General features: G+C 64.9%; 15 protein-coding genes. 9 read left to right on the forward strand and 6 right to left on the reverse strand.

Going from position 1 to position 11,849, the window contains the following annotated elements; all coding sequences use genetic code 11:
* The first annotated feature begins 15 nt into the window (after nt 1–15).
* The 5 genes from IVB40_RS27185 (at nt 16) to IVB40_RS27205 (ending at nt 4,704) form a co-directional block, all read left to right on the forward strand.
* Entirely contained in the window at nt 16–1,443 is a 1,428-nt protein-coding gene (locus tag IVB40_RS27185; protein ID WP_247816832.1) for an FAD-binding oxidoreductase, read from the forward strand.
* Nucleotides 1,440–1,883 (forward strand): GNAT family acetyltransferase, encoded by a 444-nt coding sequence (locus IVB40_RS27190; protein WP_247816833.1) that lies wholly within the window; start codon nt 1,440–1,442, stop codon nt 1,881–1,883. The genes IVB40_RS27185 and IVB40_RS27190 overlap by 4 nt, the downstream gene beginning before the upstream one ends.
* Before the next feature lie 9 nt (nt 1,884–1,892).
* On the forward strand, nt 1,893–2,474 hold the full coding sequence (locus IVB40_RS27195; protein WP_247816834.1) for a GDP-mannose pyrophosphatase: 582 nt from the start codon (nt 1,893–1,895) through the stop codon (nt 2,472–2,474).
* A gap of 70 nt (nt 2,475–2,544) precedes the next feature.
* The gene (locus IVB40_RS27200) at nt 2,545–3,474 is read left to right on the forward strand and encodes a glycine reductase (protein ID WP_247816835.1); all 930 of its coding nucleotides are present in this window, start codon (nt 2,545–2,547) and stop codon (nt 3,472–3,474) included.
* A 36-nt stretch (nt 3,475–3,510) separates the two neighbouring features.
* Nucleotides 3,511–4,704, forward strand: coding sequence for a CoA transferase (locus IVB40_RS27205; RefSeq protein ID WP_247816836.1), 1,194 nt, complete (start codon nt 3,511–3,513; stop codon nt 4,702–4,704).
* 89 nt (nt 4,705–4,793) lie between these two features.
* Here the strand turns inward: IVB40_RS27205 and IVB40_RS27210 are convergent, their stop codons facing one another.
* Entirely contained in the window at nt 4,794–5,549 is a 756-nt protein-coding gene (locus IVB40_RS27210) for an SOS response-associated peptidase (RefSeq protein ID WP_027568644.1), read from the reverse strand.
* A gap of 63 nt (nt 5,550–5,612) precedes the next feature.
* On the opposite strand from IVB40_RS27210, the gene IVB40_RS27215 reads away from it, so the two are divergent.
* From IVB40_RS27215 to IVB40_RS27230, 4 genes are all read left to right on the forward strand, one after another.
* The gene (locus IVB40_RS27215; protein WP_027516476.1) at nt 5,613–6,113 is read left to right on the forward strand and encodes a hypothetical protein; all 501 of its coding nucleotides are present in this window, start codon (nt 5,613–5,615) and stop codon (nt 6,111–6,113) included.
* Between the two features lie 18 nt (nt 6,114–6,131).
* Nucleotides 6,132–6,566: an NUDIX hydrolase gene (locus IVB40_RS27220; RefSeq protein ID WP_247816837.1), complete on the forward strand. Its 435-nt coding sequence runs from the start codon at nt 6,132–6,134 to the stop codon at nt 6,564–6,566.
* A gap of 48 nt (nt 6,567–6,614) precedes the next feature.
* On the forward strand, nt 6,615–6,992 hold the full coding sequence (locus tag IVB40_RS27225; RefSeq protein WP_007607220.1) for a TIGR02301 family protein: 378 nt from the start codon (nt 6,615–6,617) through the stop codon (nt 6,990–6,992).
* 300 nt (nt 6,993–7,292) lie between these two features.
* Nucleotides 7,293–7,559 (forward strand): hypothetical protein, encoded by a 267-nt coding sequence (locus tag IVB40_RS27230; protein WP_007594892.1) that lies wholly within the window; start codon nt 7,293–7,295, stop codon nt 7,557–7,559.
* Between the two features lie 91 nt (nt 7,560–7,650).
* On the opposite strand, the gene IVB40_RS27235 is transcribed toward IVB40_RS27230, so the two are convergent.
* The 5 genes from IVB40_RS27235 to IVB40_RS27255 all read right to left on the reverse strand — a co-directional run bounded on the left by IVB40_RS27235 (nt 7,651) and on the right by IVB40_RS27255 (nt 11,778).
* Nucleotides 7,651–7,968, reverse strand: coding sequence for a cupredoxin domain-containing protein (locus IVB40_RS27235; RefSeq protein WP_247816838.1), 318 nt, complete (start codon nt 7,966–7,968; stop codon nt 7,651–7,653).
* Between the two features lie 10 nt (nt 7,969–7,978).
* Nucleotides 7,979–8,512, reverse strand: a complete 534-nt coding sequence (locus tag IVB40_RS27240) for a DUF4142 domain-containing protein (RefSeq protein WP_247816839.1) — start codon at nt 8,510–8,512, stop codon at nt 7,979–7,981.
* A 91-nt stretch (nt 8,513–8,603) separates the two neighbouring features.
* The gene (locus IVB40_RS27245) at nt 8,604–9,308 is read right to left on the reverse strand and encodes an RNA polymerase sigma factor (protein WP_247816840.1); all 705 of its coding nucleotides are present in this window, start codon (nt 9,306–9,308) and stop codon (nt 8,604–8,606) included.
* Between the two features lie 87 nt (nt 9,309–9,395).
* Entirely contained in the window at nt 9,396–10,265 is an 870-nt protein-coding gene (locus IVB40_RS27250; protein WP_247816841.1) for a sulfurtransferase, read from the reverse strand.
* 178 nt (nt 10,266–10,443) lie between these two features.
* Nucleotides 10,444–11,778 (reverse strand): dihydroorotase, encoded by a 1,335-nt coding sequence (locus tag IVB40_RS27255; protein WP_247356977.1) that lies wholly within the window; start codon nt 11,776–11,778, stop codon nt 10,444–10,446.
* Nucleotides 11,779–11,849 lie beyond the last annotated feature (71 nt).

Genomic DNA, 11,849 nt, shown 5'->3' on the forward strand with positions numbered 1-11,849 from the left:
GCAAGAGACAAGACAATGAACGTTAATCATTCCGCGACCCCACCGCTTGCGCCCGAGCTGATCGAACAATTCCGCAGAATCGTCGGCGAGAGGCACGCCATCACCGATGCGGCCGACATCGAGGCCTATGTCACCGAGGAGCGCAATCTGTTCCACGGCCGCTCGCCGCTGGTGCTGCGCCCCGGCTCGACCGCCGAGGTCGCCGCAATCTGCAAGCTCGCCTCCGAGCACAAATTCGCGCTGGTGCCACAGGGTGGCAACACCGGGCTGGTCGGCGGCCAGACCCCGCACAATGGCGAGGTGGTGGTGTCGCTGCGGCGGCTCGACAAGATCCGCGAGGTCGATACTGCGTCGAACACCATGACCTGCGAGGCCGGCGTGGTGCTGCAGATCGCACAGCAAAAGGCCGCCGAAATGGACCGGCTGTTCCCGCTCTCGCTCGGCGCGGAAGGGAGCTGCACCATCGGCGGCAATCTCTCGACCAATGCCGGCGGCACGGCCGCGCTCGCCTATGGCGTCGCGCGCGAGATGGCGCTGGGGCTCGAGGTGGTGCTGGCGGACGGGCGCGTGCTCAACGTGCTCTCGAAGCTGAAGAAGGACAACACCGGCTACAATCTGCACAATCTCTTCATCGGCGCCGAAGGCACGCTCGGCATCATCACGGCGGCGACGCTGAAACTGTTTCCGAAGCCGCGGTCGATCGAGACCGCCTTCGTCGGGCTGAAGTCGCCGGACGCCGCCCTGAAACTGCTGGCGATCGCGCAAAGCGAGGCCGCCAATGCGCTGACGAGCTTCGAGCTGCTCTCGGAGATGGCGGTCGATTTCTCGATCCGCCACGGCATCGACGTGCGCGATCCGCTCGCGCAAAAGCATGCCTGGTACGTGCTGTTGGAATTGTCGTCGCCCGGCGACGACGCCCGCACGCCACTGGAAACGATCCTCGGCCGCGCCATGGAGGACGAGATCGTGGACGACGCGGTGATCGCGGCCAATCTGACCCAGCGCGCCGGCTTCTGGAAGCTGCGCGACGAGATGTCGTCGGCGCAGAAGCCGGAGGGCGGCTCGATCAAGCACGACATTTCCGTGCCGGTGGCCACCGTACCCGCCTTCATCGCCGAGGCCAATGAAGCCGTGGTGAAACTGATCCCCGGCGCGCGGCCGGTTCCGTTCGGCCATCTGGGCGACGGCAATCTGCACTACAATGTCAGCCAGCCGATCGGCGCCAATACCGCGGATTATCTGGCGCGCTGGCACGAGATGAACGCGGTGGTGTTCGCGATCGTGCTGCGCATGGGCGGCTCGATCTCGGCGGAGCACGGCATCGGCGTGCTCAAGCGCGACGAGCTTCCCGATGTGAAGGACAAGACTGCAATCGAGCTGATGCGGTCCATCAAGGCGATGCTCGATCCGCTTGGAATCATGAACCCGGGAAAAGTGCTGTGAGTGCGCTCACGATCGACGCGATCACCGAGGCCGATGTCGAGCCCGTGGTCACGCTGTGGCAGCGCTGCGGCTTGACCCGGCCGTGGAACGATCCGCATGCCGACATCGCACTGGCGCGGCGGCGCGATAATTCCACCATCCTGCTCGGCCGCGACGCCGGCGCCATCGTCGCCACCGTCATGGTCGGCCATGACGGCCATCGCGGCTGGGTCTATTACGTCGCGGTCGACCCGGATAGCCAGAAGCGTGGCCACGGCCGCGTCGTCATGGCGGCGGCCGAGGACTGGCTGCGCGCGGCCGGCATCGCAAAGCTCCAGCTCCTGGTCCGGCGCGGCAATGAGCAGGCCAATGCGTTCTACCAGTCGTTGGGTTTCGAGGAATCGACCTCGGTGATGTTCCAGAAGTGGCTCGACGGCCGCACCACAACGCCAAGCAATTGAGATCGAGCCATGACGATTTCCGACCGCGTCCGCATCAAGGACGTCCGCGTGCTCTCGGACGGCTGGACCACGCTGAAGAACACCACGTTCGACTACCGGCGCGCCAATGGCGAATGGCAGACCCAGCACCGCGAGACCTATGAGCGCGATAACGCCGCCGCCGTGCTGCCGTATAATCTCGCTCGGCGTACGGTGATCCTGGTGAAGCAATTCCGCCTGCCGGCCTTCATCCGCGGTTACCACGATCTGCTGATCGAGGCGGCCGCCGGCGTGCTCGACGATGCCTCGCCCGAAATGCGCATCCGCGCCGAAGCGGAGGAAGAAACCGGCTATCGCCTGCACCACGTCCACAAGGTGTTCGAGGCGTTCATGAGCCCCGGCGCCATCACGGAGAAGCTGCATTTCTTTGTCGCCGAGTACGAGCCGGAGATGCGGGTCAGCGACGGCGGCGGCCTCGAACACGAAGGCGAGGACATCGAGGTGCTGGAGCTCGGCATCGACGAAGCGCTGGCGATGATCGCGGACGGGCGCATCATCGACGCCAAGGCGATCATGCTGCTGCAGCATGTGGCGCTGCATGTGTTTCGGTGAACTTGCTTACTCTTGAGCTCACCCCCGACTATCTCTAGTCTGTCGCCAACGAGAACCAGGAGACGCGCCCATGTCCGCTTCGCGCGACGACGAATTCGGCTTTGCGCCCGACTATGACGCCCCCGTGCCCTATATGCAGCGCACGCGGGACTATTACGCCGCGATTGGCTACACCACCGCGTATCGCTGGGCCCACTACACCGAGGCGCCGTTCCAGCCGCTGAAGAAGCCGCTGTCGCAGTCGCGCGTCACCATCATCACGACGGCCGCGCCGTACGATCCAGCCAAGGGCGACCAGGGTCCGGGCGCGGCGTATAATGGCGGTGCGAAATTCTACCAGGTCTATGACGGCGACACGGCGAAGCCGCACGACCTTCGCATCTCGCATATCGGCTACGACCGCAAGCACACCACGGCCACCGACAACGGCACCTGGTTTCCGCTGCCGCAGCTTTTGAAGGCGAGTGCTGCGGAGCGCATCGGCGAGGTGGCCCCGCGCTTCTTCGGCGCGCCGACCAACCGCAGCCATCGCGTTACCCTCGACACCGACGCGCCGGAGATTCTGGCGCGCTGCCTTGCCGACAAGGTCGATGTCGCCGTGCTGGTGCCGAACTGCCCGGTCTGTCACCAGACCACGGCGCTGGTGGCGCGGCATCTCGAGGCAGGCGGCATTCCGACCGTGATCCTGGGCTGCGCCAAGGACATCATCGAGCACGCTGCGGTGCCGCGCTTCCTGTTCTCGGATTTTCCGCTCGGCAATTCCGCCGGCAAGCCGCACGACGTCGCCTCGCAGGCGCAGACGCTCGAGCTGGCGCTCAGATTGCTGGAGAACGCGAGCGGCCCGCAGACCACCATGCAGTCACCGCTGCGCTGGAGCGAGGACGCCTCCTGGAAGCTCGACTACAACAACGTCGCGCAGCTCTCAGCCGAAGAGCTGGCGCGCCGCCGTGCCGAATTCGATAAGCAGAAGGAGATCGCGCGCGGCAATCGCGCCGCCTGACGTCCTCCGACAACCAAAACAAAAAGGGAGAGCGACGTGACGCGACCGTTCGAGGGCGTGAAGATCCTGGACTTCACGCAAGTGCTGGCTGGCCCCTATGCGAGCTACCAGCTCGCGCTCCTGGGCGCCGAGGTCATCAAGGTCGAGCGGCGCGAGGGCGAGGACATGCGCCGCACGCCGCTCTCGCGCGAATGGGCCGACCGCGGTCTCGCGCCAGCGTTCCAGGCCATTAACGGCAACAAGCGCAGCCTGACGCTCGATCTGCAAAAGCCCGATGCGGTCGCGATCGTGAAGAAGCTCGCCGCGCAGGTCGACGTGGTCATGGAGAATTTTCGCCCCGGCGTGATGGACAAGCTCGGCATCGGCTACGAGGCGCTGTCCGCGATCAATCCGAAGCTGATCTACTGCGCGGTATCAGGCTTCGGCCAGACCGGTCCGGATCGGCTGCGCCCCGGTTATGACGGCAAGATGCAGGCGCTGTCCGGCATCATGGCGATCACGGGTCATCCCGAAACCGGCCCGACGCGCGCGGGGTTTGCGGTGTGCGACGTGCTCTCGGGCGCGACCGCCGCGTTCGGCGTGTCGAGCGCGCTGTACCAGCGCGATCGCACCGGCAAGGGCCAGCTCATCGACGTCTCCATGCTGGAGGCGACGATGGCGTGTCTGTCGGGGCAGATCGCGGACTGGTCGGTCGCCGGCCATCGCCAGCAGCTGTCAGGCAATCAGGCTGTCAGCCGCAGGACCACGGCGAATTTGTTCAGATGCGGCGACGGTCACATCCTGCTCGCCGTCAACAACGAGAAGCAATATCGCGCGCTGATGTCTGCACTGGGCCGCGCGGATACGTTCAGCGACCCGCGCTTTGCCGACTGGTTTGCCCGCAACGAGAACGAGCCGGCGCTGCGCGCCATCATCGAAGAGGCGCTCGCGGCAAGGCCGGCGCGCGAATGGGAGACCATTCTGGAAGATGCCGGCGCGCCCTGCGCCAGCATCTGGAAGGTCGAGGAAGTGATCGACCATCCGCAGATCAAGGCACGCGGCGCGATCCAGGAGCTCGACACACCCTATGGGCGGCTTCGTTTCGCCGGCAGCGGATTCAAGCTCGCGCATGGCGGCGGCAGGCTGGACCGGATGGCGCCGGAGCTCGGCTCGGATACGGACGCGGTGCTGGGCGAACTGGGATTCGACGCGGCGGAGATCGCGGCGTTGAGGGCGAGGGAAATCGTGTAAGGGCTGCCGCCTAAAACTCCACCGTCGTCCCGGCCCCTCGTGCGCAATTGCGCACTAGGCCGGGACGACAGTTGTTTTGTGGTTCGCAGCTAGAACAACGACCCCTGCCCGTCATCGGCTGAGCCGGCCGCCGCTTTCCGCACCACCTTCTTCTTCGGCGCTTCCGCTTCCATGTCCTCCGCACTGATCGGAAGCAGCAACTGGTCGTCGTCATTGGCGACGCGGTTGACGCGGGTGGAGACCGGGTGCCAGGCGAATTCGCCGATGCGCGGGGCGGTCATCAGCGGCAACACGGCATCGACGTCATCGCTGCGGCTGTCGAGCCAGCGCTCGAAATCGCGCGGGCTGATGGTGACGGGCACGCGGTCATGCAGCGTGGCGAGGTCCTCGCCTGCCGCCGCCGTGACGATCGCGACCGTGTCGAGCTCCTCGCCGTTCGGCCCAACCCAGGTCTCGAACAATGCGGCAAAGCCGAGCGGCGCGCCGTCGGCGCGATGGATGAAGAAGGGCTGCTTGCGGCCATCCTCCGTCTTCCATTCGTAATAGCCGTCGGCCGGAATCAGGCCGCGCCGCCGGCGAATCGCGCGTTTGAAGGCGGGCTTCTCCAGCACCGTCTCGGAACGGGCATTGATCAGGAGCGTAAATCCCTTGGGATCCTTGACCCAGCCCGGCAGCAAACCCCAGCGCATCAGTCGGAAATGGCGCGCGCCGTTCTCGGCCAGCACGACCGGAATCGGTTGTGTCGGGGCCACGTTGAACCGGGGCGGGAAATTCGGCTGCTCAATGTAGCCGAACAGTTGCCGCAAAGCCGCGGGGGCCGAAGTTATGACGAAGCGTCCACACATCCTTGAGGGCCTATATAGGGTCCGTTCAGGTCCTTTTAACCCCGAACGTTAACACTGCGGCAGATGAGCTCAACGGTCTCCCAGCCGGCGCGAATGCATGGACAGACGGCGCCCGAGGCCGCGGCCTGGGCCGAGCGGCTGCGCGTGGCCAACATCAACCCGCGGACCGGGCTTGCCACCGACTATCTCAACCATTTCAATGAAGCCGTGATGCTGCTGGAAATGGTCCCCGACATGCCGGAATGCGCGGAAGATTTTCTGACCTGGTCGCCGCTGTCCTATGCCGAGCATTTCACGGCGTCGAATTTCAAGGCCCGGGATCTGGCGATCGAGGCCTATGAAAAAGCCGACCCGAACGTGCGCGCCCAGTTCGACCACCTCACCGACACCATGACCTCGATCCTGACGGCGGTCGGCTCGGCCATGCGCGAGGTCGAGAAGGACACGACCCGCGTTCGCCTCGCCGAGCAGGCCGCCCACTGGGTCAAGCCGCTGATCGCGGCCTGCGGCGGCATCATCAATGGCGGCGCGGAAGCCGACGTCGACAACATCATGGCGAACTAGGCCCGAGCAGGTGAAGTCATGGCTGCGATCGTTCAGCCCACCCGTCCCCAAATCGCGGTCAGTGCCGCGATTTTTCGTGACGGCAAGGTGCTTCTGACCCGTCGCGCACGCTCGCCGGCAAAGGGGTTCTATTCGCTGCCGGGCGGTCGGGTCGAGTTCGGCGAATCGCTGCACCAGGCGCTGGCGCGCGAGATCGACGAGGAGACCGGGCTCGATATCGACATCATCGGCCTCGCGGGCTGGCGCGAAGTGCTCCCGGCCGCGGCCGGCGCCGGCCACTACCTGATCATGTCCTTTGCTGCCCGATGGGTGGCCCGGGAGCCGGTTCTCAACGACGAGCTCGACGACTACCGCTGGATCGCCCCGGAGGCCCTAGCGGGCCTTGGCGACCTCAAGCTGACCGGCGGGCTGGAAGAGGTCATCAAGTCGGCCCACCGGCTGATCGGCCCCTGACAGCCCCCGCCTTGCGTCCACCGCCCCGAGGAGGCATACACCCGGCCGATGTCGACGCGATTTCTGGCCATTTTTGCCCTGATTCTCGCCTGTGCCTCGGTGCCCACGAGGGCTCAGGACGGGGCAGCGCCGTTTGACGGCGATTTGCAGCGGCTGGCGGAGATCCTCGGTGGGCTGCACTATCTGCGCGGCATCTGCGGGTCCAACGAGGGCAACAAATGGCGCAGCGAGATGCAGGCGCTGATCGATGCCGAAACCCCCGCGGGCGAACGCCGCACCCGCATGATCGCCGGCTTCAACCGCGGCTATAACGGTTTCCAGCAGACCTACCGGAGCTGCACGCCGGCCGCGACGGTGGCGATCCGCCGCTACATCGAGGAAGGCGCGAAGATCTCGCGCGATCTCACGGCGCGTTACGCGAACTGATTCCTGTCGGCTTCATCCTGCAACGCAAATTCCTCATCCTGAGGAGCCCGCCAAAGCGGGCGTCTCGAAGGATGAAAGGCCCGGCTCTAGCGGGGCCTGCATGGTTCGAGACGCGCGCGAAGAACGCGCTCCTCACCATGAGGATTGGGCTGTCGGACGCGCGGCGGGGAACCCCGTCGTCGAGTTTGTACACAGCCGTTAACCGTTCCTAAAGATGTGGCCTAGCGGGCGTTAACGCGCGTGCTACACCCCTCGCACAGCGCATCGCCGTGGATCGCGCCCCAGCCCTGATCGAGTTTCATGAGCCATCCAGTGTCCTACGCCCCCGCACGCGCGCCGCTGCCCGATCACGAGCAGAAGCAGGCCGCACTGAGCTATCTCAATGAGGCCTGGGCCGAAGCGCGCCATGATGGCGTCGACGGCGACTGCCTGGCGCAGGCGAGCCTGTTTGCGGCCCTTGCCGAGCTCGTCGGCACCTATGGCGAGGACGCGGTGGCGAAGTTCGTCGAAGGCTTTCCCGGCCGCATCCGCAACGGCGAATTCTCGGTCGACATTTCCAGACAGTAAGTCTTCCTCGAGGCAGTAAGCCTTGCCGTAAATGCCCCCGCCACGCGGGCGGGGCCAGTTTCCGCTGCCGTCAGGAATACGCTCCCCAGCGTTACGGCTCGATCTTGAGCGTCGCTTTCATGTTGGGATGATAGCGGCAGTAATAATCGATCGTGCCCGCCTTCTTGAGAACCAGCGTCCCTGATTTTTTCGCAGGCAAGTTCACGTCGAAATCGCCGTTCCCGGCAGTCGCGGTGTGGGCGAAGACGTCCTTGTTGATCCATTCAATGGTGTCGCCGACCTTGGCCGAAGCGTCTTTCGGCGACACTTCGAGATTCTCCATCGTGATCTCGATGGTCGCAGCGTGCGCCGGGACGGCCAACGCCACGAGCAGGACCGCTGACACGATCGCAGACAATCGTCCCGGCATCATTGCCTCCCTATTTCAGCTCCGCCGCGACATGCTCGGCATGCTGCTGATGCCCCTGGAAGATTTTCAGGCCGGTCTGCAGCAGGCTCTTCAGCTCGGCATTGCTGGCGGATGGAATGAGCTGGGTTTCCAGCGCGCCGTTGACCGTCTTGTGGTAGGCGACCTCGTTTGCGACATAGGCCTTGTCGAAGGCCGCACCATTTAGCTTGTCGAGTTCGGCGAGCTTATCGCTCGCCTGCTTTGACAGCGCCTTGCTGGTGTCGTTGTCTTCAGGCGTGACGTTCAGCTTCTTGACCAGCGCGAGCGCCTGCTTGTTGACGGCCTCATGGTCGCGCAGCATGTCCTCGGCAAATGCCTTCACGTCCTTGTTCTTGGCCTTCTTCTGCGCCTGCTTGGCTGCGTTGATGTCGATCACGCCTGCGGTGTAGGCGATGTGGGCGATCTGCGGATCGGTCGGCTTGTCGGCTGCTCTGGCGTCTTGCAGCAGCGCAGGGCTCGACAACAAAATTGCAGCGGCGATCGCCGCGCTCCAATGAACGAACATGGTTTGACACTCCTGTGGTGCCGGACGCTTTGCCGGCGCGTTGCTTCACAGGCGTTGGATGGAATTCTCGCGCGAACGTTCCCGAAAAACTTCAGCCGCCGATGCCGAGCCGCTTCAGCACCGACACGGTCAGTCGCTCGCAGCGCCACCCGGCGAACGGGAACGCATCCATCACCACCGGACCGATCTCCTTCTCGACGTTCTCGCGCAGCATGGTCCGCGCACGGTGCAGCCGCGTCTTCACGGTCTCGGGCTTGACGCCGAGCAGCTCGGCGGTCTCCTCGATGTTCATGCCTTCCATGACGCGTGCGACGAAGACCATCCGGAAGACATCCGGCAACTCATCGATGGCGCGCTCGACGACGCGCTGGATTTCACGTTGGGCCATGGTCCTTTCCGGATCGCCTGCGGGAGAAGCGGGAAATTTGATGATTTGCCCCTCGAGCATCGCTTCGGGCACCGAGCCGAGTTCGACATGCGGCCTGGCGCTTCGCGCCCGGCCAAGCGCCTCGTTGATGGCGATGCGCGACAGCCAGGTCGACAGCCCGGACTCGCCGCGGAAGCCGTCGAGATGGGTGAAGGCGCGGACATAGGTTTCCTGAACGACATCCTCGGCTTCGCTGTCGCTGCGCAGAATTCCGCGCGCCAGACGATAGAGCCTGCGATTGTTGGCCTGCATGATCTCGCGTAACGCGGCCTCGTCACGGCCCCGCGCCCGCTCGACCAGTTCGGCTTCCAAGGTCCGGATTTCCGATGTTTTGGCGCCGGCGGATAGGCCGGCTGCGGTCCGTGGCATGGCGGTCACCTGCTCGTTTAGCTTCGTCCGGACATTGGATGCCGCCCCAAGGGAAAGGTTCCCAACTTTCTAGCCTCCCCCGAAGGCCTAATCCGTCTCGATCGGGAGCGCCGGATCCCTCGCCCACTCGCCCATCGAGGCATCGTACAGCGTCAGCTTGTCGTAGCCGAGTTGCGTCAGCAACAGCAGGTCGATCGTCGCCGAGATGCCGCCGCCACAATAGCAGATCACATTCTTGTCGCGGGTGACGCCTGCCGCGGCGAATTTGGCTTCGGCATCGGCGAGCGAGGTCAGAGTCTTGTCGGCATTGACGAGCGTTGCCGCTGATACGTTGACGCTGCCGGGAATGCGGCCGGGCCGCCCGTAGCGACTCGGCTCGAGGCCGCGATGAAATTGTGGACCGAGCGCGTTGACGATAACAGTCGCGGAATCGCCGAGCCGTGCCTTCACTGCATTCTTGTCGACGAAGAAGCCAGCGCGCGGTGTGGCCTTGAAGGTCGTCGCCGGATAGCCCTTCGGGGCGCCTGTTACGACCGGCCGTCCCTCGTCCTTCCATTTGTCGAGGCCGCCGTCGAGCACCCGCGCGTCGACGCCGAGCGAGCGCAGCATCCACCAGACCCGCGTCGACCACATCATGGTGCCGATGCTGTAGAGGACGACCGACTTCGATGCATCGAGGCCGTGGCGGCCGAAGGCGGCCTCCAGCTGGGCCACATCAGCCATCATGAAGAATTGCTGCGCGGAGGCGTCAGAGAACTCGCCCTGCAGGTCGAGAAAATCGGCGCCCGGAATATGGCCCGCCTCGAACGTCTTGTCGCCGGGCACCGCGCGATAGGGCACGTCGCTGCCCGGCGGCACCGGCTCGTTGTAGGTCGTGCAGTCGTAGAGGCGCAGGTTGGGATCGCCGAGCTGGGCTGCGAGTTGCTCGGTGGTGATGAGGGGTGTTGGTTGGGTCATTCATTCCTCCCTCAGCGTCGTCCTGGCGAAAGCCAGAACCCATTGCCACAAGATCAAATTGTGGCGCACACGTGTAGCCACCCATCTTCGCAACAAAATGCAGTCGGGATAATGGGTCCTGGCTTTCGCCAGGGCGACACCGGATGTGTAGGAAGTTTGTGCCGCTTACCTGCAATCCCTACTGCTTCAACGTCTCCAGAAACCGCACCGGCTCACCTTGCGAGGCCGTCACGAGCTCGCCCTGCCACATCACGCGGCGGCCGCGGACGAAGGTGCCGACGGGCCAGCCGGTGACGCGGACGCCGTCATAGGGGGTCCAGCCGGCCTTGGACGCGACCCATTTGTTGGTGATGGTCTCGCTGCGCTTGAGATCGACGACAGTGAAGTCGGCATCGTAGCCGGCGGCGATGCGGCCCTTGCAGGCCATATTGTAGAGGCGCGCGGGGCCGGTGCTGGTGAGATCGACGAACCTTGCCAGCGACAGGCGGCCGGCATTGACGTGGTCGAGCATGAGCGGCACCAGCGTCTGCACACCGGTCATGCCGGAGGGCGAGGCCGGATAGGTCTTCTGTTTCTCTTCAAGCGTATGCGGGGCGTGGTCGGAGCCGAGCACGTCGATGATGCCCTGCTCGATGCCGCGCCAGATCCCGGCGCGGTGATCGGCGCCGCGCACGGGCGGGTTCATCTGCGCCAGCGTGCCGAGCCGCTCGTAGCATTCGGGCGCGACCAGCGTGAGATGATGCGGCGTCGCCTCGCAGGACGCGACATCCTTGTGGTCGCGCAAAAATTCGATCTCTTCCTTGGTCGAGATGTGCAGCACGTGGATGCGCTTGCCGGTCTCGTGCGCGAGCTTGACCAGCCGCTGCGTCGCCATCAGCGCCGCGGTCTCGTCGCGCCACACCGGGTGCGAACGCGTGTCGCCCTCGATGCGCAGCGGCTTGCGTTCATTAAGACGGTATTCGTCCTCGGCGTGGAACGCGGCGCGGCGGCGGATCACCTGGAAGATGCGGCGCAGGCTCTCGTCGTCCTCCACCAAGAGCGCGCCGGTCGAGGAGCCGATGAACACTTTGACGCCGGCGCAACCTGGCGCCCGCTCCAGCACCGGCAGATCCTGCACATTCTCGCGGGTGCCGCCGATGAAGAAGGCGAAGTCGCAATGCATGCGGTGATGGGCGCGCTTCACCTTGTCGGTGAAGGTGGCCTCGGTCACGGTCAATGGCGAGGTGTTCGGCATCTCGAACACGGCGGTGACGCCGCCCATCACGGCGCTGCGCGAGCCGGTCTCGAGGTCTTCCTTCTGCTCCAGCCCGGGCTCGCGGAAGTGCACCTGCGTGTCCATCACGCCGGGCAGGATATGCAGGCCCTTGCAGTCGATCACCTCCGCGGCGGAAGCCTGCGACAGCGCGCCGATCTCGGCAATGCGACCGTTGACGACGCCGATATCGCGGGCTCCCTCGCCGTCCTGGTTGACGACAGTGCCGCCCTTGAGGATCACGTCGAAACGCTGGGTCATGGCTGAAGGCCTCTCTCGTCCCCAAGCGCAGGGCTTGAGGTCTTGTCGTTTTTGCCTTGCGGGCTTACGTT

Origin of the sequence: Bradyrhizobium sp. 40 (assembly GCF_023100925.1) — a bacterium.
Classification (GTDB): Bacteria; Pseudomonadota; Alphaproteobacteria; order Rhizobiales; family Xanthobacteraceae; genus Bradyrhizobium.